General features: G+C 38.2%; 15 protein-coding genes. 11 read left to right on the top strand and 4 right to left on the bottom strand.

Annotated elements, in window-relative coordinates; all coding sequences use genetic code 11:
• Positions 1 to 23: 23 nt before the first annotated feature.
• On the bottom strand, positions 24 to 1,112 hold the full coding sequence (gene meaB / locus CDL10_RS04175; protein WP_100677377.1) for a methylmalonyl Co-A mutase-associated GTPase MeaB: 1,089 nt from the start codon (positions 1,110 to 1,112) through the stop codon (positions 24 to 26).
• 138 nt (positions 1,113 to 1,250) lie between these two features.
• Here meaB and CDL10_RS04170 point away from each other — a divergent pair, with 138 nt between their 5' ends.
• The 5 genes from CDL10_RS04170 (at position 1,251) to secDF (ending at position 10,015) form a co-directional block, all read left to right on the top strand.
• Positions 1,251 to 2,468, top strand: coding sequence for an MFS transporter (locus CDL10_RS04170; protein ID WP_100677376.1), 1,218 nt, complete (start codon positions 1,251 to 1,253; stop codon positions 2,466 to 2,468).
• Positions 2,461 to 3,867 carry an FAD-binding oxidoreductase gene (locus CDL10_RS04165; RefSeq protein ID WP_100677375.1) on the top strand — a complete coding sequence of 469 codons (1,407 nt, stop codon included), beginning with the start codon at positions 2,461 to 2,463 and terminating at the stop codon, positions 3,865 to 3,867. Before CDL10_RS04170 ends, CDL10_RS04165 begins: the two co-directional genes overlap by 8 nt.
• 12 nt (positions 3,868 to 3,879) lie before the next feature.
• Positions 3,880 to 4,884: a cation diffusion facilitator family transporter gene (locus CDL10_RS04160; RefSeq protein ID WP_100678633.1), complete on the top strand. Its 1,005-nt coding sequence runs from the start codon at positions 3,880 to 3,882 to the stop codon at positions 4,882 to 4,884.
• A gap of 86 nt (positions 4,885 to 4,970) precedes the next feature.
• Positions 4,971 to 6,911: a DNA topoisomerase (ATP-hydrolyzing) subunit B gene (gene gyrB / locus CDL10_RS04155; protein WP_100677374.1), complete on the top strand. Its 1,941-nt coding sequence runs from the start codon at positions 4,971 to 4,973 to the stop codon at positions 6,909 to 6,911.
• Positions 6,912 to 7,021: 110 nt separating this feature from the next.
• Positions 7,022 to 10,015, top strand: a complete 2,994-nt coding sequence (gene secDF, locus CDL10_RS04150; protein WP_100677373.1) for a protein translocase subunit SecDF — start codon at positions 7,022 to 7,024, stop codon at positions 10,013 to 10,015.
• Positions 10,016 to 10,147: 132 nt separating this feature from the next.
• Here secDF and CDL10_RS04145 read toward each other — a convergent pair whose 3' ends face one another.
• A complete protein-coding gene (locus CDL10_RS04145) occupies positions 10,148 to 11,206 on the bottom strand; it encodes a 3-oxoacyl-ACP synthase III family protein (protein ID WP_100677372.1) in 1,059 nt (352 codons plus the stop codon).
• 376 nt (positions 11,207 to 11,582) lie between these two features.
• Positions 11,583 to 12,803, bottom strand: coding sequence for a glycosyltransferase (locus CDL10_RS04140; protein ID WP_100677371.1), 1,221 nt, complete (start codon positions 12,801 to 12,803; stop codon positions 11,583 to 11,585).
• A 66-nt stretch (positions 12,804 to 12,869) separates the two neighbouring features.
• On the opposite strand from CDL10_RS04140, the gene miaE reads away from it, so the two are divergent.
• The 4 genes from miaE (at position 12,870) to CDL10_RS04120 (ending at position 16,847) form a co-directional block, all read left to right on the top strand.
• Entirely contained in the window at positions 12,870 to 13,451 is a 582-nt protein-coding gene (miaE, locus tag CDL10_RS04135; protein WP_100677370.1) for a tRNA-(ms[2]io[6]A)-hydroxylase, read from the top strand.
• A gap of 14 nt (positions 13,452 to 13,465) precedes the next feature.
• Complete coding sequence (locus CDL10_RS04130; RefSeq protein WP_100677369.1) at positions 13,466 to 13,930, top strand: GAF domain-containing protein; 465 nt, start codon at positions 13,466 to 13,468, stop codon at positions 13,928 to 13,930.
• Between the two features lie 120 nt (positions 13,931 to 14,050).
• Positions 14,051 to 15,997 (top strand): T9SS type A sorting domain-containing protein, encoded by a 1,947-nt coding sequence (locus CDL10_RS04125; RefSeq protein WP_100677368.1) that lies wholly within the window; start codon positions 14,051 to 14,053, stop codon positions 15,995 to 15,997.
• A gap of 94 nt (positions 15,998 to 16,091) precedes the next feature.
• The gene (locus CDL10_RS04120; RefSeq protein WP_100677367.1) at positions 16,092 to 16,847 is read left to right on the top strand and encodes a T9SS type A sorting domain-containing protein; all 756 of its coding nucleotides are present in this window, start codon (positions 16,092 to 16,094) and stop codon (positions 16,845 to 16,847) included.
• A gap of 116 nt (positions 16,848 to 16,963) precedes the next feature.
• Here CDL10_RS04120 and CDL10_RS04115 read toward each other — a convergent pair whose 3' ends face one another.
• A complete protein-coding gene (locus CDL10_RS04115) occupies positions 16,964 to 18,502 on the bottom strand; it encodes a YifB family Mg chelatase-like AAA ATPase (protein ID WP_100677366.1) in 1,539 nt (512 codons plus the stop codon).
• A gap of 233 nt (positions 18,503 to 18,735) precedes the next feature.
• Between CDL10_RS04115 and CDL10_RS04110 the strand changes: the two genes are divergently transcribed.
• Entirely contained in the window at positions 18,736 to 21,747 is a 3,012-nt protein-coding gene (locus CDL10_RS04110) for a tetratricopeptide repeat protein (RefSeq protein ID WP_100678632.1), read from the top strand.
• Positions 21,748 to 21,754: 7 nt separating this feature from the next.
• The gene (locus CDL10_RS04105; protein WP_100677365.1) at positions 21,755 to 23,482 is read left to right on the top strand and encodes a TonB-dependent receptor; all 1,728 of its coding nucleotides are present in this window, start codon (positions 21,755 to 21,757) and stop codon (positions 23,480 to 23,482) included.
• Positions 23,483 to 23,536 lie beyond the last annotated feature (54 nt).

Genomic DNA, 23,536 nt, shown 5'->3' with positions numbered 1-23,536 from the left:
AATGTTAAAACAGGCTCTCAACTTTATAAGGAAATCGTTCTTTTATATAGTGCCAGTAATTCATTCGCCACGGCAAACGGCGATTTGGTATTGTTTTGTATTTCATTTTCTGCGATTTCCAATCTTTTTTTTATTTCTTCATTTTGATAGAAAGAATTGAGTAAATGCTCCTGTACGGTTTCTTTGAGCCAGTACAAATTCTGGTTGGTACGGTTTTGTTCAAAATAATCATTGCTTTTTGTAAGTTCAAAATAACTTTGAATCATATCCCATATTTTGTCAATTCCCTGATTGTAATAAGCACTTGCAGTTCTCACTTTAGGCTGCCAACCCGATTCTTTGAGCGGAAAAAGATGTAAAGCCCGGTTCACGTCTAACTTGGCTGTTCTGGCACGATCTATATTATCGCCGTCGGCTTTGTTGATAATTACAGCATCAGCCATTTCCATCACGCCTCTTTTGATACCTTGTAGCTCATCGCCGGCACCGGCAAGATTCAATAAAAGGAAAAAATCTGTCATACTGTGAACAGCTGTTTCAGATTGCCCCACACCAACAGTTTCTATTAATATGGTGTCAAAACCACAGGCTTCGCAAAGGATAATCGCTTCACGGGTTTTTCTCGACACACCGCCCAAACTCTCGCCCGAAGCCGATGGACGAATAAAGGCATTTTCTTCCTTGACCAAATCTTCCATACGGGTTTTATCGCCCAAAATACTTCCTTTAGATATGGAACTACTTGGGTCGATAGCTAAAACCGCAATTTTCTTCCCTTGTTTAAGGAGATATAATCCGAATGTTTCGATAAATGTACTTTTACCCACGCCCGGAACACCGGTTATGCCAATTCGAACAGATTGGTTGGCGTGTGGCAGGCAGGCTTTGATAATGTCGTCTGCTTGTTGCTGATGTTTCGGATTTTGACTTTCTATCAAAGTAATCGCCTGGCTGAGGGCGGTTTTATCGCCTTGGAGAATACCGTCAATCAGTTGCAGATGATTTTTTTTCTTTTTTCTGAATTGCTGAATCCTTTTAACTGCCTCTTTCCCGACATGCTCGGGCTGACTGATTCCTTCGTTTTCAAACAATGCTGACTGATTCTCTGACATCTTAAATGTTTTGTAGGATACTGAAGACGTAAATATACGAAAAGATAGAGAAAAAATCGGATAATATTGAGATAAACTTTCCTCCGCTGACCAATCCGTATTCCCATAAATATTTGATAACTTTGCAGGAAAAATAGTATGTCAGTTTCAGGTTTGTCCGCTCAATCAACCAAACCGGTTTATTCTATATTAGTAGCGATTAGTTTGGCCCATCTTATCAACGATTTGTTACAAGCGGTAATTCCGGCAATATACCCTCGGCTCGAAGCTCAATTTGACTTATCAATGACTCAGGTCGGAATGATTACTTTGTGTTATCAGCTGTCGGCATCAATTTTTCAGCCGGTCGTCGGGGCATATACAGACAAAAAACCTAAACCTTTTTCGCAGGTTATCGGAATGTGTTTTACTATTCTGGGAATTATTACATTGGCTTATGCACCCAGTTATGGATTTGTGTTGATGGCTGTAATTTTGGTCGGAATCGGCTCATCGATTTTCCACCCCGAATCATCACGGGTGGCTTATCTGGCATCGGGCGGACGAAGGAGTTTTGCCCAGTCTGTTTTTCAGATAGGCGGAAATGCAGGAACAGCTATGGCCCCGTTACTGATTGCTTGGATTGTACTGCCAAACGGGCAGCATTATATTTTGTGGTTTGTTTTATTTGCTTTCGTGGCACAATTATTTTTAGGATATATTGGTCGATGGTATAAAAACAATCTGAAGGATAAAACCAATAAAAACGGCAAACTGATTAAACTGCCGAATTTGTCAAGTTCGAGAATTACTTTTTCAGTTGTTATTCTATTGATTTTGATATTTTCTAAGTATTTTTACGTGGCGGGCATAACGAGCTATTTCCAGTTTTATACGATGGATAAATTCGGACTAACCGAAGTTCAGGCACAGGTTTATCTGTTTTATTTTCTGATAGCAGTAGCCATCGGCACATTGCTTGGCGGAATTTTCGGGGATAAATTCGGTAGAAAATATGTGATTTGGTTTTCTGTTCTCGGGGCAGCACCTTTTACGTTGATGTTACCTTATGCAAATTTAGAACAGACAGCTATACTCATCGTATTAGTCGGGCTGATAATATCATCTGCATTTCCTGCTATTTTGGTTTATGCACAGGAATTATTACCTAAAAAAATCGGAATGGTATCCGGGTTGTTTTACGGTTTTGCCTTCGGAATGGGCGGATTAGGCTCTGCGATATTAGGGTGGTGGGCAGACCAGACTTCGATAGAGTATATTTATCTGGTATGTTCCTATTTACCGCTAATTGGTGTGATAGCTTACTTTTTGCCGAATATGAAGAAAATAACTTATACAATCGTCGAAAATGAATAAAGAAATCAATTTTCTTACTGCGGAGTTGTCCCGGTTGATAGGACAGTCAAAAGTAATTGCCGATTTGGAGGAGCGAAAAAAGTATGGTAGTGACCATACTGAAGATTTCTGCTTTCCACCGACCGTTGTGGTTAAACCGGAAAGTACCGAAGATGTTTCCGTTGTCATGAAATGGGCAAATCAGCATGAAATTCCGGTTATCCCGATTGGTGCGAGAACCGGTTTGAGCGGAGGAATTCTGGCAACGAAGGGTGGAATCGGATTGTCTTTAGAACGATTAAATAAAATTATTCATATCGATGAAAATAATTTGCAAGTGATTACCGAACCCGGTGTGATTACAGAGATTTTGCAAAATGCCGTTGCCGAAAAAGGGTTGTTTTATCCGGTTGACCCGTCAAGCAAAGGCAGTTGTTTTATTGGTGGAAATGTGGCAGAAAATGCGGGCGGAGCGAGAGCAGTTAAATATGGTGTTACCAAAGATTATGTGCTGAATCTGGAAGTGGTTTTGCCTAATGGCGAAATTATCTGGACGGGAGCCAATACCCTCAAAAACGCCACCGGATATAACCTGACTCAACTCATGGTTGGTAGCGAAGGAACATTGGGTGTGATTACCAAAATCGTACTGAAACTAATTCCGCAAAAGCAATACACCAATCTTTTACTCGTGCCGTTTTACTACATGGACGAAGCAACTTCGGCGGTGGCGGAAATTTTTAAGGCGGGTATTGTGCCGAGTGCGATGGAATTTATGGAAATTGAAGCCATTAACTGGACGGCCAAATTCATGGACATACCTGATTTGAATTTGCCTGAAAATACTGAAGCCTTGTTATTGATAGAAATTGATGGAAACAATACCGAAGTGATGTTCAGCGAAGCCGAAAAACTGATGCAGATTTTGGAAAATTTTACTATTGGCGAAATCATGTTTGCCGAAACGGAAGAACACAAAAGTGCTTTCTGGAAAATGAGAAGAAATATCGCCGAAGCGGTCAAAACTTTTTCGGTGTACAAGGAAGAAGATACGGTAGTTCCGCGTTATGAGCTGACCCGGTTGCTGAAAGGTGTGAAAGAAATTGGGGCGAAATATGGTTTTAATTCCATCTGTTACGGGCACGCTGGCGATGGTAATTTGCATATTAATATCATCAAAGAAAATATGCCTGACGAACAATGGAAAAATGTTGTTCCGAAAGGCGTGAAAGAAATTTTTGAATTAACGGTCAGTTTGGGCGGAACATTATCCGGAGAACATGGAATTGGCTGGGTGCAACGGAATTTTATGCCGATTGCATTCAACAAAGTTCAGTTACAATTAATGAAAGGAATCAAAACGTTGTTTGACCCGAAAAATATAATGAATCCCGGGAAAATATTTCCGGATAATAACTAGCAAGTGTCTGAAATTCATACGATAAATAACGAAAACTATCGGTTCCAAAAGATTATTACCGCTGCCGGAATAATGCTTTTGGTAATCAAGTTTGTTGCTTGGTATATGACCGGTTCTGTTGCTATACTGACCGATGCAATGGAAAGTATTGTAAATGTAATCAGCGGATTTATCGGATTGTATAGCCTGTATTTATCAGCATTACCCAGAGATAAAAACCACCCTTACGGACACGGAAAAGTGGAGTTTATTTCAGCTTTTATAGAAGGTGGTTTGATTACCGTTGCCGGAATTATTATTATTTATGAAGCAGTCGGAAACCTGAGAAATAACACAGAAATCATACAAATTGATTTCGGAATTTATCTGGTGGCTTTCACAGCTTTGATTAATTATTTATTGGGTTATTTTGCTATAAAAAAAGGAAGAAAAAACCATTCTCTGGCGTTGATTGCCAGCGGAAAACATCTGCAAACCGATACATATTCCACCTTAGGGATTATTTTAGGGCTAATCATTATCCAGTTTACCCGGATTTATTGGCTCGACGCTGTTATTGCATTAATATTTTCGGGGATTATCATTTACACGGGTTATAAAATTATCCGTACCGCCATATCCGGAATTATGGACGAAACTGATGATAAATTACTGAATGAAGTGGTTGATTTATTAAATAAAGAACGGAGTATTAACTGGATAGATTTACACAATCTTCGCATTATCAAATACGGAAGCACTTTGCATTTCGATTGCCACATGACCGTGCCATGGTACTTTAATATCAAGGAAGGACACAATGAAGTGGATAAGCTGGAAGATATTGTAAAAGAATACTTTGGCGACAGAGTAGAGTTTTTCGTCCATTTAGACGCCTGCAAGGATTATTCCTGTCGTATCTGTGCTAAAACAGATTGTCCGGTTCGTCAGCACTCGTTTATCAAAAAGATAGACTGGACACCGGAAAATATCTGTAAAAACGAGAAACATATTGTAAATGGCTCTGAATCAGAATAATATACCGGTTTTAAATAAGCTTGTATAAGTCCGAAAAAATCACTATATTTGTCTGTTACTTTTTATAGAAAATTTCAATACATATTATGAGTGAAGAATTAAATAAAAAATCGTATTCCGCCGATAGTATTCAGGCTCTCGAAGGTATGGAACACGTAAGAATGCGTCCGTCCATGTACATCGGAGATGTGGGAGTGCGAGGATTACACCATTTGGTTTATGAAGTAGTAGATAACTCGATTGATGAGGCATTAGCCGGGCATTGTGACAAAATTGATGTTGTCATCAACGAAGACAACTCTGTTAGTGTAGAAGATAACGGGCGTGGAATTCCGGTCGGCATACACAAAAAAGAGGGCGTTTCGGCACTCGAAGTTGTAATGACAAAAATTGGTGCGGGAGGAAAATTCGATAAAGACTCATATAAAGTTTCCGGAGGATTACACGGAGTAGGTGTATCATGTGTGAACGCACTTTCTGAGAAACTTGTTGCCGAAGTACACACAGAAGGAAAAATCTGGATACAGGAATATTCACGGGGTAAAGCTCTGGCACCGGTAAAATCCATAGGCGATGCCACTTCAACGGGTACAAAAGTTACTTTTAAACCCGATTATGAAATATTTACACAAACGTTAGTTTATTCCTACGATACGCTGGCAGGACGCTTGAGAGAACTGGCATACTTAAATAAAGGAGTAACCATTACCCTGACTGATTTAAGAGAAACAGATGAAGAAGGAAAACCGAAAACCGAAATTTTCTTTTCTGAAGAAGGGTTGAAGGAATACGTTAAATTCCTGGACGGAAGTCGTACACCTATTATTTCAGGAGTAATCAGCATGGAAACTGAAAAAGGAGATATTCCGGTTGAAGTAGCCTTGATTTATAACGACAGTTATTCCGAAAATATTTATTCGTATGTAAATAATATCAATACACACGAAGGAGGAACGCATTTGCAAGGATTCCGTATGGGATTGACCCGTACTTTGAAAAAATATGCCGATGCTTCCGGATTACTGGATAAACTGAAATTTGAAATTTCCGGAGATGATTTCCGGGAAGGTTTGACCGCGATTATTTCTGTTAAGGTAATGGAACCTCAGTTTGAAGGACAAACCAAAACCAAATTAGGAAACCGTGAAGTAGTTTCGCCCGTTTCTCAGGCTGTTGCTGATATGTTGGAGGCATATCTGGAAGAAAATCCGATAGATGCTAAAACCATTGTACAAAAGGTAATTTTAGCAGCACAGGCACGTCATGCAGCGAAAAAAGCCCGTGAAATGGTACAGCGTAAAACCGTGATGAGCGGAGGAGGACTTCCAGGAAAACTGTCTGACTGTTCGGAACAAGACCCTGAAAAATGTGAGATTTTCTTTGTCGAGGGAGACTCGGCAGGAGGAACCGCCAAACAAGGTCGCGACCGTAATTTTCAGGCGATTATGCCATTGCGTGGAAAAATCCTGAATGTGGAAAAAGCAATGGGACACAAAGTGTTTGAAAATGAAGAAATCCGTAATATTTTTACCGCTTTGGGCGTAACCATTGGAACAGAAGAAGATAGTAAAGCACTAAACCTTTCTAAGCTGCGTTACCATAAAGTAGTGATTATGTGTGATGCCGATGTGGACGGAAGCCATATTGCCACATTAATTCTGACATTCTTTTTCCGATATATGCGTGAACTAATTGAAAAAGGATATGTTTATATCGCTACACCACCATTATATATGGTTAAGAAAGGAAATAAAAAAGAATATGCGTGGAACGACGAAGAACGATTGTCGTTAATGGAGCAAATGGGGCAGGGAGCAGGCATACAGCGATATAAAGGTCTTGGAGAGATGAACGCAGAGCAGTTGTGGGAAACCACTATGAATCCGGAACACCGTATTTTGAGACAAATCACGATTGAAGATTTAGCATTGGCAGATAACACCTTCTCTATGCTGATGGGAGATGAAGTACCGCCACGTCGCGAATTTATAGAGAAAAACGCCACTTATGCGAATATTGACGTATAAGCGTTTTAAGATTTTTTATTAACAACAAAGCATTCTTATCAAATATATTTGGTAAGAATGCTTTGTATATTATATATTTGTTCGTTCAAAAAAATTAATAACTATAAATAATGCAAAACAAAGGACTCGTTAAATTCATTGCGATTATTTTTACGTTGGTATGTCTATACCAGCTTTCGTTTACTTTTGTAAGTAAACATTACGAAAAGAAAGCAAAAGAATTTGCACAGGGAGATTTGACCAAAGAATCACGATTTTTAGATTCTATCGGTAACCAGGTGGTTTATCTTGGTAACACCTACAAAGAAGTCAGAGACAAGCAACTTCAAAGAGGTTTGGATCTAGAAGGTGGTATCAATGTGACACTACAAATCTCAATCGGAGACATCTTAAAAGGATTGTCAAACAATTCCCACAATGCCGTTTTTAACCAGGCATTGGAAGAGGCAAAAACCAACCGGAGAGGAAACCAAACCTATCTGAATGCTTTTTATGAAGCTTTTGACAGAATTTCAAACGGTACTGTAAAATTATCATCGCCAGAAATTTTTGCCAACAGAAGTTTACCTGAAATCAACTCAAGTATGAGTAACGATGAGGTAAAATCAATTCTTAATCAAAAAGTACAGGAATCTATCGAAAGTGCCTATAAGGTATTTGGTGAGCGTATCGACAAATTTGGTGTAGTATCGCCAACTATCCAGATGATTGGAAATACCGGAAGGATTCTGGTTGAATTACCGGGAGCTAAAGATATTGACCGAGTACAATCATTGTTGCAAAGTACGGCTCAGTTAGAATTCTGGGAAACCTATAAAGTAGAAGAGGCGTGGGGAGCTTTCATGGCTGCCAACGAATATTTGAGAACAGCTAAATCGGCTGAGAAAACCAACGATACACTTGCTGATGTTACTGCCGAATCGGACGTGGATAAAATGCTGGGTGTATCTGATAACAAAGATGACAACCCGGGACCATTGGTAAGCCTAATGGCACAACAAGGATTTCAAGGTTCGCCGATAATTGCCTATTACAGAGCTGTTGATAAAAATATTGTAGATGAATACCTGAATCAGGCCGAAGTTCAAAATATATTTTCAAGAAACCTTCGACATGCAAGACTTGTTTGGGGAAAACCTGAAAAAAGTCAGGAATCTCATGAAGAGCTTGTAGCTTTGTATGCTATTAAAGGAAACGCTCAAAACGAGCCACCACTTTCAGGAAGTGTGATTACCGGAGCAAGCCAAGAGTATGATAACCTTAATCGTGCGATGGTGTCTATGAGTATGAATGCTAAAGGAGCCAAAGAATGGGAAGCATTAACCGGAAAGGCATACACGCAAGGTACGAATATTGCTATTGTATTAGATAACGTAGTTTATTCGGCACCGGGAGTTACGACCGGACCGATTTCCGGAGGAAACTCAACAATTTCCGGAAACTTTACCGTTGCTGAGGCTAAAGATTTGGCAAACATATTACAAGCCGGAAAATTACCTGCATCAGCAGATATTATTGCCTCAGAAATTGTAGGGCCGTCATTAGGGGAACAAGCCGTGAACAGCGGATTGTTATCAGCTGTCGTGGCATTGGTTGTTGTCGGAATGTGGATGGTATTCTACTACGGCAGAGCAGGTTGGTATGCTGATATTGCTTTGTTGGTAAACTTATTGTTCTTGTTTGGTGTAATGACCAGTTTTGGATTCGTTCTGACGCTGCCGGGTATTGCCGGTATCGTTCTGACGCTCGGTACGGCGGTCGATGCCAACATTTTGATATACGAAACCGTCAAGGACGAAATGAGGAGAGGAAAAACATTTCCTCAAGCAGTAGCCGCTGCTTATGGTTGGGGTGGTTCAGCTATGCGCCCGATTATCGATGCGAATGTTACGCATATCATTACCGGGGTAATTCTCTTTATTTTCGGAACAGGTCCGATTAAAGGTTTTGCTACTACTTTATTGGTAGGTATTTTTACCTCTTTGTTTACAGCATTATTCATTGCACGTATATTCATTGATATGGATATTAAGAAAAACAAAGTGCTTGCATTCTCAACAAATATCACGAAAAACTGGTTTACCAAGTTTAATTATAATTTCTTAGGAAAACGAAAATGGACTTATGCATTTTCTTCCCTTGTATTGATAATTTCCGTAGTTTCTTTATCAACAAACGGATTAGACCAGGGAGTTGAATTTGTCGGAGGACGAACTTTTCAGGTTAGATTTGACCAGCCGGCAGACCATGCCGCAATCAGTTCTAAGTTGAGTGAAGATTTTGGTGTGAATGTGGAAGTAAAACAATTCGGACCGGTGGAACAAGTTCGGATTATTACCAAATTCATGATTGAAGACGAAAGCTCGGAAGTAGATGAACAGGTAAACAAAATGTTGCATGAAAGTTTGCAGGGTTTTTATAAAAAACCACTTGACTATCAAGAGTTTATCAATACGTCTGATGAGGCAGCTACTTTAGGCGTTGTACAAGCAACGAAGGTTAATCCAACGATGTCTAATGACATTAAAACTGATGCCTTCTGGGCAGTAATCGGAGCGATTGGAGCGATATTTATCTATTTGGTTATATCTTTCAAAAAGTGGCAATATTCATTCGGAACTGTGGTTGCTATTGTGCATGACGTGGTTTTCGTATTGGGAATATATTCGTTATTATACAAGTATATGCCTTTCCACATGGAAATTGATCAGCACTTTATTGCAGCGATATTAACAGTAATCAGTTATTCGGTTAACGATACCGTTGTGGTATTTGACCGGGTAAGAGAATATCTGACCGGAAATTCAGAAAAAGGGAAATCTGTAGAATCAATTGTAAACAAAGCAGTTAATACAACGATTGCTCGTACAATTAATACGTCTTTAACCCTAATATTCGTATTATTGGTAATGTTTATTTTCGGTGGCGATTCTATCCGAGGATTTATGTTTGCCATGTTAGTTGGTATTATTGTGGGAACCTATTCATCACTTTTCTTGGCAACGCCAATATTGGTGGATACCTTGTCGAAGAAAGAAAAACAAGCGATTGAAGAAAGACATAATAATCCGGAGGAGGGCGAATTGGATATTATTAAAGAATAAAAATTTTTCCATATAATTTAAAACCCCCGGTTTGTTTACGCAAATCGGGGGTTTTTCTTATGCTGTAATCACAAGACCTTCCAGGTTTTTGAAAAGATAGAAGGTTTTAAATAAAAAGTCAATATTTTAATTTTAAAACCGGTAAACAATCGCATTCACATTCATTCCCGCACCAACGGAGGCAAACAGAACTACATTTCCTTTTTTGATAGTATGCTGAGGCAATTCATTATTTAAAATCATTGTCAGCAAAGAAGGAATCGTAGCTACGCTGCTGTTTCCCAATTTATGAATAACCATGGGCATGATATTTTCAGGAACAGGTACATCATATAACTGATAGAATCGGTTGACAATCGCTTCGTCCATTTTTTCATTCGCCTGATGTATGATGATTTTATCTAACTGATGAATAGAATATCCGCTTTCGTCCAAACATTTTTTCATTGCACCGGGAACATTCGATAAAGCGAATTCGTAGATTTTTCTGCCGTTCATTTTGATGTATTTGATGTCCGGATTGCTATCATTGTTGTAAGATTTTCCGAAATACAAATAATCCTTTTCTTTTAGTGTAAATGAGCCTGAAATATGCGATTTTATTCCGGATTCATCGTTACTAAGTTTCAGAATCGCAGCTCCTGCACCGTCAGCATAAATCATACTGTCCCGGTCGTGAATATCGACTACACGGGAAAGCGTTTCCGCACCGATAACCAAACAGCGTTTGGCAATACCCGATTTGATAAAAGCATGAGCCTGAATCATTCCTTCAATCCAGCCCGGACAGCCGAACAATACATCATAAGCCACGCAGAAATTGTTTTTGATTTTCAATAGATTTTTGACCCTGGAAGCAATGCTTGGTACGGTATCAGACTGAACCGTCCCGAAATGTACATCGCCGAAATTGTGTGCAAAAATGATATAATCCAATGTCTCGGGGTCTATGTCTGCATTTTCAATGGCAGCTTGTGCTGCAAGAAAACCCAAATCAGAGGTTACCTGTGTTTTGTTGGCATAACGCCGTTCTTCAATTCCTGTGATTTCTTTCAGCTTTCCGGCAATGGTTGCATTATCTTGTTTCAACGCTTTTCCGCTTTCGTCCATAAACTCGTGCTGGTCGAAAAACAGATTGGTAATGGTTTGTGAAGGAATATAGTTTCCGACTCCTATAATTTTACTTGTCATTGGCAGTTTTCTGGTTAAAAATGATTAGGTAAATATAAGGATTTAACGGGAATATTGCTAAAAAAAGTAATGAAATTTACTGGTAATACATAATAAAAAGCCACAGATGCACGGATTTTTTTGTTTACTGATTATAAAATGACCATTAATTATCGAATGCAAAGCATTCTATATCCGTGAAAATTATTTTTTGCAGGTATTTGTGCTAAATAACACCTATCTATCTGTATATCTGTGGTATAAAATAATAGAAGCCATTACTTAAATTTGTAAATAAACACAGTTTATGCTGTAAGCATCTCTATTAGATTCCTACGGAAATCGAAGATTCGACGAAGTCAATGATAAACGTTGTGTTTAAAAGCTTTTACAAAACTTAATTTCGTTTATTCTTTTCTTCAATCCATTTCGACATATATTTCAATGCGTTATATTGATTGTCGTGTAGGATTTGCCCGATAAAATTTTGTTGTCTGTGCCAGCTCAGATTTGTTGAGATTTCATAAATTCGGTTAGACAATGATTGCAAATAATCTATGTTTTGATAACGTTTTTTGTACAATGCAAAACCGGTATTTTTTGCTTTTTCCCAAACCTGTTGGTTATGGTGTAAATCTATGGCATTTGTGACGAACAAATCATCTTGGTCGGCAATGAAACCACACCATTGACTGCCAATCTTCATATCTTCTGCTCCGATTGATGTGGTAACACTTGGCAGCCCGGCTTGCATGGCATCGACAAATTTCCCTTTGATTCCTGCACCGAATGGAATAGGAGCCAACAGCACTCGATAATTTTTCATCGTTTCGAGTACATTTTCTGTTCGCCCTTTGATGATAAAACCAGTTTCCGGATTGTGAAGCTGAAGCACTTTTTCGGTCATATAAGCCCCATAAATATGTAGTTCGGTTTCGGGAAGTTGCTTTTTTATCTTTGCCCAGATATCTTTCTTTAATTTCAGAATGGTTTGATAATTAGGCTCATGCAGACAATTTCCGATAAACATAAAATGCTGTCTGTCAGAAAATTTTATTTCGTTTTGGTCAATATCCTGTTGCTGAATAAATGGAATATACATCAGCAATTCTTTCTGAATATGAAAATCGTTGATGAGCAAATTCATTTCAAATTGAGAAATAATCAGTGACAAATCGCATCGCAGAATGCTGGCAATTTCTCTTTTCGCCTCAGACGAAAAGAAATTAACAGGAAGTTTTTTCTTATAAGCGATTTCGCGGGCTTTGCGTACAAAATGTAAATCTTCGGTATCCAGAATAGTCAGGGAATCCGGTAATATATTTCGCACTCGCCAACCAAATTGTTCTTCAGTAACGAAACGGTCAAACATGATCATATCGGGTTGTATTTCAGAAATATAATCATCAAAAGAAGAATCATTTAGCTGAATGCTTTTTTCTGTTACTCCTTTTTGGATTAGCGAATAGCTATGCTTAGATTTGCTTGCCGCTGAGGCAAAATACACGGTGTAATTTTGCTCCTGAAAAAAATCAATCAACTGTAATATTCGCCAGCCAGCCGCAGAAGACTTAGGCTCAGGCCAAACTAAACCGATGATAAGAATTTTTTTAGGCATACCATTAAATATAAACACAAATGTAGTTAATTTGATTAACTTTGTTTTGTATAAAAAAGACAAACTATGTTAGGACTCAAATTATTGACCGACCCGCGTTGGGCGAATATTGCCGAAGATAATATAGAAGAAATTTTAACCGACCACGCCTGGTGTGAACAAAAAGCGGCAACCAATGCAATTTCGCTTATTATGCTGAATTCTCAATATGAAGATTTGGTTACCACATTGACCGAAATTGCTATTGAGGAAATGGAACATTTTAAGATGGTACATGAAATCATCAAAGAACGCGGTTATAAATTAGGTATGCAACGCGAGGACGACTATGTGAGCAAACTCTATAAATTCATGAAAAAAGACGGCAGTCGGAATGATGCTTTTATTGACCGATTACTTTTCGCTGCCATGATTGAAGCTCGAAGCTGTGAGCGTTTCAGAGTTTTGTCCGAGAATATTAAAGATGGAGAGCTGGCGAAATTTTACCGTGATTTGATGATTAGTGAAGCTAATCACTACACGACTTTTTTGAAATTTGCCCGAAAATATACTGAACGTATTGATGTGGACAAACGTTGGAAAGAATGGCTGGATTTTGAAGGAAAACTCATTCAAAGCTATGGAAAGAAAGAATTTGTTCACGGATAATAAAAGAAATTAACATGTTTACTAATCTCAAAAATACAATCGAAAGTACAATCCTGCATTCAACGCTTTCGACAGAAGAAAAGCTACAAAGTATCTGTGATTTGCTTCGTAGCAAAGTTACTCATTACGATTGGGTGGGCTTTTATTTTCATAAAGAAGATGAGAAAGTGCTGGAGCTTGCCCAATATTCCGGCACTCCGACAGACCATACCATTATTCCTTTCGGTAAAGGAATTTGCGGACAGGTTGCTGTGTCCAATCAAAATTTTGTCGTTCCGGACGTGAAAGCACAAGATAACTATATCGCTTGCAGCCTGACTGTGAAATCCGAAATCGTAATTCCGGTTTTTGTAAACGGAAAAAATATCGGACAGATTGATATTGACTCAGAAACTTTAAATCCTTTCACAGAAAAAGACGAAAGATTCTTGGAGTGGGTTTGCAGTGAAGTAGGTAAAATACTGGTACTTAATTGTTAAAAAATATACTCGGAGGAAATTATTTTTAAGAAAAATTTGTGAGAGACAAAAAAATAAATTAATTTCATCGAAATTTATTATTAAACATTTTTTTATATAACATTTAAAAAGTATAGAAGTATGAAAAAAATTTTACTTAGCATTGCTGTTTTAGGGATTATTGGAACAGCTAATGCACAGAAGTTAGCCTTAATCGAGGAGTTTTCTGGGGAAAATTGTGGGCCGTGTGCCTCACAAAATCCCGGTTTTATGGCTTTAATAGAGACTCCCGGTAATGAAACGAAGGTTTTGCTGTTGAAATACCAAAGCCCTATTCCTTCTGCAGGACCAATTTATTATGAAAACACCGTTTTTACAGATGCAAGAATGGATTACTATCAGGTAGGATCAGCTCCTTATGCCCGTATTAATGGTGACCATGAAGTTGGAGAAAATAACCCACAAGCAATACAGTATGACCAAGTGGGAATGATAGCTCACGCTCAGCAATCTGATATTGATAATGCAGCGGCAGAAAGCACTAATTTTACGATGTCTATTTCTGACCCGGTTTATAGTGGTAATGGTCAATCTTTTACTGCTACGATTACTGTAACGGCTACTGCCGCAACTACAGAATCTAACACCAAGCTAAGAGTGGCTTTGGCGGAAGAATTACAGTATAGTACTGCTCCGGGGACTAATGGAGAAACACATTTTCAGAATGTAGTTAGACAAATGTACCCTAATGCTGACGGACAATCGATTGATACAAGCTGGACTGCAGGTCAAACGAGAACATATACCATTACAGGGGCGGTACCGAACTATGTAAATGACAATCCTCCTTCAGTTTTCTTAGCAGCTTTCTTACAAGATGATACTACTTTGGAAGTATTGCAAGCAACAAGAACTGATGGTAATATGGATATTGAAAAAGCAAATCTCGATGTTGCAGCAAGTAACTTGCAAGTTGAAGCAGGGTCTCTTGTTTGTGATTTACCGGCGTCTTTTGATGATGCTATAATAAATGTGACTAATACAGCGACAACGGAGATTACATCTTTCGATATTTTGTATAAATTTAGTAATGAAGATAATTGGAATACAGAATCTTGGACAGGGAACCTTGCAGCAGGGAGTTCTGTAGAAGTAACTTTACCTGCAATAACTTTAAATAGCTCTGGATTTGTTGGATTGGAAGTTAAAGTTGATAACCCTAATGGAACTGTAGATTATAATGATTATGATAATACAGTATCAAGAACATTTACTGTTTTAAACCCAGAGGCTGTCGAGCTACCGATTATGAATGATTTAGAAACTCCTCTTGAAGATTGGATTAGTTATACTGCTTCGTCAAATGGTTATCCTATTGTTAAAGTAAGTTCAGATGGTTTAGGTTATGACGGTTCAGATTTCTTATTATGGTACCCTTGTTATCAGCTTCCTACAGGGGTAGCTCCGGGATATTATATTACACCAAAAGCTAATTTAGCAGAAGAAAGTGCTTTGGATTTTTATTTGGCTTATGCTCAATATCAGTCAGGAAGTGCAGTATCAGGAGATAGATTGGAGATTGTGTATTCAACCGATTGTGGAAGTACATGGACAAGAATCTGGATGCAGGAAAATAGTGACTTAGCTACGGCTCCAAATACAGCAAATAATTTTATTCCTACAGCTAATCAATGGGAAATGAGATCTGTTGATTTGTCAGAAGTTCCGGAAGATGCACTTATCGCTTTCAGAGCAACAACAGGTTATGGTAATAATATTTTTATTGATAATATCACAATCAGAACGGGGGCAGTTTCTATTGATAAAATAATGGATTTAAGCGGATTGAATTTATTCCCTAACCCTACTAACGATATCTTGAATGTATCATTAACAATGAAAATGAGTGAGAGCGTAAACTTTACAGTTATTAACTCTATCGGACAAGAAGTGATGAACGTTACTGAAACATTAAGCGAAGGAAACCAACAAACAACATTGAATGTATCTAACTTGGCTGCTGGCGTTTATATTTTGAATATCAACACAGAAGGAGGTTCTACACAGAGAAAATTTGTTAAAAATTAATTGTAAAAGTTAAAAATCAATGTAAAAATGGATTAATAAATTTTATTAATCCATTTTTTTATATATTTACCGAAACAAAAAATATTTCACGATTATGAAAAAATTTATATTTTCAATGGCAGCCATAGCTTTTGCATCAATAGTTTCTGCCCAGACTTTCTCTATTGAACATGAAATTATGGACGAAACCACGGAAGGAACTCCAGGTAACAATCCTACTGAGGAAGCGGTAACAATGTATAACCATGTGTTTAATGAAAGTGATGCTCCGATAGAGAATTTAAAATGGAAATTAGAAGAAGTAGATTTACCTGCAGGGTGGGCTTTGTTCACTTTTTGTGACAATCAAACTTGTTACACCCAAAGCCAGGTAAATCAATTTATTGCTAATGATAGTGAAGTACCGTTTTTTACAATAGCTGTTGGAGAAAGTTCTGAGCTTAAGCCACAAATTTATGTACCGGAATATGCAGATGATGGAGTAGGTACTGTAACGGTTAAAGTTTTCTTTTATACAGACGAAACTGAAACCGAAATTGCCGAAGAACAAACAGCAACATTTATCGTAAGGAAAGGCAATGTGGGTACAGAAATCATTGACATGAAAGACGAACGCGTGGCTGTTTTTCCAAATCCAGGTAATGGGCAATTATTCTTATACACAGATTTAAGTTTAGACGCCCGTAGCTTTCAGGTATTTGACTTGATGGGACGAATCGTATTAACAGGAAACATCAGTGACGAAACTACTTCTGTTGATGCTTTATCACTTCAAACAGGAAATTATTTGATAAAAGTAATTGATGGAAATGAAAATAGTATCACTACCAGAAAATGGATTAAAAAGTAATATGATTTTGAATAAGTTATTAAAAAAATCCGCTTCACAAACCGTGAAGCGGATTTTTGTTTAACTTTAAACTTCGTCACTTCCGGTCACTCGGTTACTCGGTCACTCTCAAACAATCAACCACTAATCCAATCTTCACGGTCTAAACTTCGGTATTGAATTGCTTCGGCAATGTGAACGGATTGTACATTTTCGGCATTGTCTAAATCAGCAATCGTACGTGATACTTTCAAAATTCTGTCATAAGCACGAGCAGATAAATTTAGTTTTTCCATAGCATTTTTGAGTAAATTCAATGACATTTCATCAGGATTGCAATGCTGTTTTATCAGTTTTGAACTCATTTGTGCATTGTAATGAATGCCTTCAAAATCTTTAAACCTTTCTGACTGAATTTTTCTGGCAGCAATCACTCTCTTTCTAATATCGTCACTTTTTTCTGCCGTTGAGCGGTCTGATAATTTTTCAAACGGTACCGGATTAACTTCAATGTGAATATCAATCCTGTCCAGCAATGGTCCGGATATTTTATTCAAGTATCTTGCCATTTCCTGCGGCGTGGAAGTAATCGGTGCCGAGCCATCGTTGAAATAACCGCTTGGCGACGGATTCATACTGGCAACCAGCATAAAAGATGACGGATAAGACACCGTGAATCTGGCTCTGGCAATCGTTACTTCTCTGTCTTCCAAAGGCTGCCGCATCACTTCCAGTACTTCGCGTTTAAATTCGGGTAATTCATCTAAGAATAAGACTCCATTATGTGCCAAAGAAATTTCGCCCGGTTGTGGATAACTCCCGCCTCCAACCAACGACACACTCGAAGCTGTGTGATGTGGGTTGCGAAATGGTCTTTTCCGGATTAGCCCTACATTGACAGCTTTGCCGACAACACTGTGTATTTTGGTGGTTTCCAAAGCTTCTTCCAAAGTCATTGGCGGCAAAATGCTTGGTAATCGCTTAGCGAGCATGGTTTTTCCTGAACCCGGAGGACCAATAAGCAAAATATTATGTCCGCCTGCTGCTGCAATTTCCATTGCACGTTTTATGCTTTCCTGACCTTTTACTTCAGAAAAATCAGCAGAAAAAACATCATTTTCTTCTGCAAAAAGCTCATTTTCATTTAATTTGGTGGGTTGCATATAATTTTGACCTTCAATATGGTCAATCAACTGTTTGATATTATCAATGCCGTATACATCAACGCCCTGAACAACAGCGGCTTCCTTTTCATTAACTTTGGGTACAAATAATGTTTTAAAACCTTCTTTTTTTGCTTCAATTGCCATAGGTAAAGCTCCTTTGACTGGCTGCACACTTCCGTCGAGAGAGAGTTCGCCCATAATTACGCAATCATCAAAATTTTGCTGTTTGATTTGTCCCGACGCAGCTAAAATCCCCATAGCAATAGGCAAATCATAAGCTGAACCTTCCTTTCGCATATCAGCGGGTGCCATATTAATGGTAATTCTTTTCCCGGGAAGATTAAAACCTGTGTTTGACAAGGCAGCAGCAATCCGGTAGCTACTTTCTTTAACAGCATTGTCGGGCAATCCTACTAAATGGTAACCAACGCCTTTGTCAATATTTACTTCAATGGTAATTGTGGTCGCATTAATGCCAAAAACGGCACTTCCGAATATTTTTACAAGCATAGCAATTATTTTCTTTTCTATAAAAATAGGAATATTTTTTGAAATGAAATAAAACGTTTGAAATAATATTTATAATTTAAACAGGCTCTTAGATTCCTCGTCGCTCGTTCCTTGCTATGCTCGGAATGATAATCGGAAATATTTTTTTGTGCACCAATAAACTTTTCTACTTTTATCAGCTTTATAACTTTTCTGCTTACATATATTTTATATATTTGAAACAAAAACTTTTTATGCGTAAAAGAAGCTTTCTATTATATACGCTGGCGGCTTTTGGCTGCGGACAAATGTTTGCCCAGCAATCAATCGGTTATACCCATTCCAATACAGATTTTGACAAAGCAGTTACTCTGTTCAGAGAAGAACAGTATGCGGCGGCTCAAAATCTATTTGACCAGATTAACGACCGGGAAATATCACAGGAAATGCAGGCCGATTGTGCCTATTATATCGCTTTTTGTGCCGTTTCTCTCAATCAGGACGGGGCTGAGGAAAAGGTCAATCAGTTTGTGAATAACTATCCGACCAGTGCCAAGCAACCTCAGGCATATATGGCTATCAGTAATTTTTATTTTAAACAAGGTGATTATCAGCAGGCACTTCGTTATGCAGAGCGTGTAAACGAAAATATGCTGTCGGAACAAAACCGGGAGAGATTGTACTTTAATAAAGCTTATGCTTATTTTGAAAACAAAAACTATAACCGGGCAAAAAATTATTTCGATAAAATTCAGGATTCGGAAGATTACGGCGAGCAAGCCAAATATTATACCGGATATATCGCTTATCTACAGGACGATTATCAAACGGCTCAGGATTTGTTTGGCGAAGTAGGCGAGCGGGATAAATATGCCGAAAAATTGGGTTATTACCAATCTGATATGAATTTTAAAGCAGGTGCATTTGAAAAAGCTATTGAAGAAGGGTTGTCCCAGTTAGACAAATCGACACCGGAAGAGCAATCTGAACTAAACAAAATTATTGGAGAAAGTTATTTTAACCTTAAACAATACGATGAGGCTCTACCTTATCTGTTGGCATATAAAGGCAAAGATGGTAAGTGGAGCAATACCGATTTTTACCAGTTGGGGTATGTTTATTACCAGCAAAAAAATTACCAAAAAGCCATTAATGAATTCAATAAAATCATTGGTGGAACAGATGCCGTAGCACAAAATGCCTACTATCATTTGGGTGAAAGTTATTTGATTTTAGAGCAAAAACCACAAGCACTGAATGCATTCAAAAATGCTTCGGAAATGTTGTTTAATCCACAGATTTCGGAAGATGCTTATTTGAATTATGCCAAATTGAGTTACGAAATCGGAAACCCGTACCAAAGTGTACCCGAAGTATTGACAAACTTTTTGTCGGCTTACCCGAACTCAGCGGGGAAATCGGAAATCAATGATTTGCTGATAGATTCTTATATTTCTTCAAAAAATTACAAAGAAGCCCTACGTTTGCTGGAAGAAAACAAAACACCGTCACATCGGGCAGCTTATCAGAAAGTTACTTTTTACAGAGGTTTGGAATTATATGGTGAAGGAAAATATACCGAGGCTTTAGGAATGTTGCAAAAATCTATCGCTGAGCGGTCAGACCACAAAATGCTGGCAAGGGCAACTTATTGGCGTGCCGAAACAGAATATGCCTTGAACAAATATCAGGACGCATATAAAAATTATACGTTGTTCAGAGACCAGCTGCATGCCGATAAAACCCCGGAATACAAAAATATTCAGTACAGTTTGGGCTATACGGCTTTTAAACTCAAAGAATTTGACAAAGCGGCGAAGCATTTTTCGGCTTATGTCGATCAGTCTGCAACGGGCGATAAAAAAACGGACGCTTACCTCAGGCTTGCTGACAGCGAATTTATGAACGGAAAATACTGGGCTGCTGCAGAAGCCTATAATCAGGTTATTTCAAGTAACTCATCTGACAAGGATTATGCTGAATTCCAGAAAGCTATCACGTATGGTTTGGTAGGAGAGCAAGCTAAAATGAATAAGGCTTTGCAAGATTTTTCAACGAATAACCCGCAGTCGAATTATGCCGATGATGCCTTGTATGAATTGGGAAGTTCTTATGCCAATACCAACCAAAATCAGTTGGCAATACAGACATTTGATAAGTTGATTACTCAATATTCTTCCAGTCCGTTTGTGCCTAAAGCGATTTTGAGACAAGGGCTTGTTTTTTATAATAATCAGCAAAATGGCGACGCTTTGCAGAAATATAAAAAAGTGGTCAGTGATTTTCCTGGAACGAATGATGCGGTGGAGGCTGTGCAAAATGCACGAATCATTTATCGGGAAACCGGGCGTACTGATGAATTTGCTGCCTGGGTACAAAATATTGATTTTGTGGATATTTCGCAAGCCGAATTGGATAATGACACTTATCAGGCAGCAGAGCAGAAACTGGCTCAGCAGGAAAATCAGCAGGCGATTACTTTCTTTAATAACTATTTGAAAAATTATCCGACCGGAATTCATTCTCTGAAAGCTCATTTCAATCTGGCTGAATTATATTTTGCTGAAAATAATCAGGATAAAGCCATTCCGCATTACAATAAAGTAACGGAGGCATCTCAGAATGAATATACAGAAACAGCCTGGACGAAACTGGCAACCATTTATTTACAGCAAAATAAAGACGATGATGCCGTTCGTGCTTTGACCAAACTAGAAAGTAGTGCCGGACATGAGCAAAATAAGATTTTCGCTCAGGCAAACCTGATGAAATTATACGAAAAGCAAAACAATGACGAAAAAGCAAGTGCTTATGCCGATAAAGTACTGAAAAACAAAAAATCAGACAAGCAAATGCTTTTAGATGCCCAAATAATATTGGCAAGACAGGCTTTCAGAAACAGCAATCATCAGGAAGCTCAGCGTTTGTTTGCCGAGATTCAGAAAGAAGCCCGCGGAGCTTTGGCAGCAGAGACTTTATATTACGATGCTTATTACAAAAACAAAGCCGGGCAATATGAAAGCTCTAATCAGGTAGTGCAAAAATTAGCCAAAGATTACTCTGCCCATAAATATTACGGTGCCAAAGGATTGATTTTGATGGCGAAAAATTATTACGGACTGAAAGACAGCTATCAGGCTACTTATATTTTGGAAAACGTTATTACGAACTTTAAACAGTATTCAGATGTTGTGAGCGAGGCTCAAACCGAGCTGAACAAAATTAAAGCCGAAGAAACCAAAAGAAATTCATCTATTCAAAACTAAGATTGTAATGAACAAACGAACATATATATCCTATTTTTTGTTATTGGCAGGTTTTACGCTATCTGCTCAGGAAAAAGATAATATCGGAACCGAAACGGTAACCGTCACTTCGGCATATCGGGCACAGGTCAATGACGCGTTTAAAATTCAGGAACGCCCCGAATTGAACGATGAAGATAACCAACAGAAAATCGATATTGATTATCAGATTAATTCCGTGCCGGTGGCTTCAACTTTCCTGCCCGAAAAAGGACAGGCAGCCAAGGTGGACGAAGACAGTTTGAAAACCATTTACAGCAATCATGTATGGTTCAGAGCAGGAAATTATTCCACTTTTGAAGGAGAGTTGTCTATAACAGAACAAGTGAGTCCGAATCTGTATTTGGGAGGAAACATCTCGCATTTGTCTTCTTACGGAGATATTGACGGTGTAGCGTATGACAACGAAATGAGTCGTTCTAATCTTAATTTCTATCTCGGAAATCAAGGAGCAAAAAATGCGTGGAAACTTGGTTTCGGAACATACAGAAATATGCAAAACTGGTATGGAATTCCGGAGGAAGTAAATGGTTTTTATCCACATGACCAAGCACAATCTCTTGATTTAAAGCAAATTCATACCGGCGTTTATGCCGATGGGAAATTTGAAAGTTATCACGGAATTTTAGAATCTGCACAGGTCAAATATCAGTATTTTACAGATGATTTTGATAGTAAAGAACACCATTTAAAATTTCGCCCTGATTTGCGTTTTAATGTTATTGATGTTAATGCAAAACTCGGACTTTTTGCAGATTATTTAAGTACAGAATTTAATGATTTCGATGCAAAAACCGATTATCAATATACCGTATTGGGTGCCGAACCAGGCATCAGGCTACATGACGATACTTATTCCCTCGAATTAGGTTTGGGATTTGGTTCAATTAACAGTACGGTAAATGACGAATCGGATAGTCGTTTTGTGATTTACCCCAATGTAGCTTTACATGTAGATGTTGTTAAAGATATTGTCATGTTTTACGGAGGAGTTGATGGCGGAATCCATCAAAATACTTATGCTAATCTGGCAAAGGAAAATCCTTTTGTGGCGCCGGTACTCGACATCAAACCTACGTTTACGCAATACAACGCCTATGCCGGAATGAAAGGTAAACTCTATCACAATGTGGCTTACAACATCAGAGCGTCGTATAAAACCGAAGATGACAAACAGCTGTTTGTCAATAATCCATTAGCTTCCTCAGTAACTAACAATCTTTCTTATGAATATGGTAATTCATTCGGAATGGCTTACGATATTGTTTCTACTTTCACGGCTTATGGCGAGTTGAATCTGGAGTTTTCTGACAATGTAAGCATTAATCTATCCGGGGAATACAACAGCTATCAAACTAAAAATCTGAGATATGCTTATAACATGCCCGAAACCAAATTGGGGGCAGATGTTCGTATGGATTTTACCCCGAAATGGTTTGCCGGTATTCAGGGATATTGGATAGGGAAACGCTATGACAGATTCGTGAACAGTTTCACTTTTCCTGTAGAAGAAACCGACGTTGAATTGGATTCTTTCGTAGATTTAAATGCTTATCTGGGCTATCGCCCAACAGAGAAATGGACGGTTTTTGCCAGAGCCAATAACATTTTTAATAACGATTATAACTATTGGCAAAATTATCCCGTGCAAGGTTTTCAGGTATCGGCAGGAGCCATGTATAAATTCAATTTTTAATATTATATAATGATAAAAAGCCATGCAAATCAACAACTTTTGTGTGGCTTTTCA

The organism is Avrilella dinanensis (genome assembly GCF_002807015.1).
GTDB lineage: Bacteria > Bacteroidota > Bacteroidia > Flavobacteriales > Flavobacteriaceae > Flavobacterium > Flavobacterium dinanensis.
Note: the sequence above shows the minus strand (reverse complement) of the source record. Positions and strands in the feature narration are given on the sequence as shown.

What these genes read in the sequence shown, in the direction of transcription:
- meaB (WP_100677377.1), bottom strand. Translation starts at nt 1,112, where the DNA reads ATGTCAGAGAATCAGTCAGCATTGTTTGAAAACGAAGGAATCAGTCAG.
- CDL10_RS04170 (WP_100677376.1), top strand. Translation starts at nt 1,251, where the DNA reads ATGTCAGTTTCAGGTTTGTCCGCTCAATCAACCAAACCGGTTTATTCT.
- CDL10_RS04165 (WP_100677375.1), top strand. Translation starts at nt 2,461, where the DNA reads ATGAATAAAGAAATCAATTTTCTTACTGCGGAGTTGTCCCGGTTGATA.
- gyrB (WP_100677374.1), top strand. Translation starts at nt 4,971, where the DNA reads ATGAGTGAAGAATTAAATAAAAAATCGTATTCCGCCGATAGTATTCAG.
- secDF (WP_100677373.1), top strand. Translation starts at nt 7,022, where the DNA reads ATGCAAAACAAAGGACTCGTTAAATTCATTGCGATTATTTTTACGTTG.
- CDL10_RS04145 (WP_100677372.1), bottom strand. Translation starts at nt 11,206, where the DNA reads ATGACAAGTAAAATTATAGGAGTCGGAAACTATATTCCTTCACAAACC.
- CDL10_RS04140 (WP_100677371.1), bottom strand. Translation starts at nt 12,803, where the DNA reads ATGCCTAAAAAAATTCTTATCATCGGTTTAGTTTGGCCTGAGCCTAAG.
- miaE (WP_100677370.1), top strand. Translation starts at nt 12,870, where the DNA reads ATGTTAGGACTCAAATTATTGACCGACCCGCGTTGGGCGAATATTGCC.
- CDL10_RS04130 (WP_100677369.1), top strand. Translation starts at nt 13,466, where the DNA reads ATGTTTACTAATCTCAAAAATACAATCGAAAGTACAATCCTGCATTCA.
- CDL10_RS04125 (WP_100677368.1), top strand. Translation starts at nt 14,051, where the DNA reads ATGAAAAAAATTTTACTTAGCATTGCTGTTTTAGGGATTATTGGAACA.
- CDL10_RS04120 (WP_100677367.1), top strand. Translation starts at nt 16,092, where the DNA reads ATGAAAAAATTTATATTTTCAATGGCAGCCATAGCTTTTGCATCAATA.
- CDL10_RS04115 (WP_100677366.1), bottom strand. Translation starts at nt 18,502, where the DNA reads ATGCTTGTAAAAATATTCGGAAGTGCCGTTTTTGGCATTAATGCGACC.
- CDL10_RS04110 (WP_100678632.1), top strand. Translation starts at nt 18,736, where the DNA reads ATGCGTAAAAGAAGCTTTCTATTATATACGCTGGCGGCTTTTGGCTGC.
- CDL10_RS04105 (WP_100677365.1), top strand. Translation starts at nt 21,755, where the DNA reads ATGAACAAACGAACATATATATCCTATTTTTTGTTATTGGCAGGTTTT.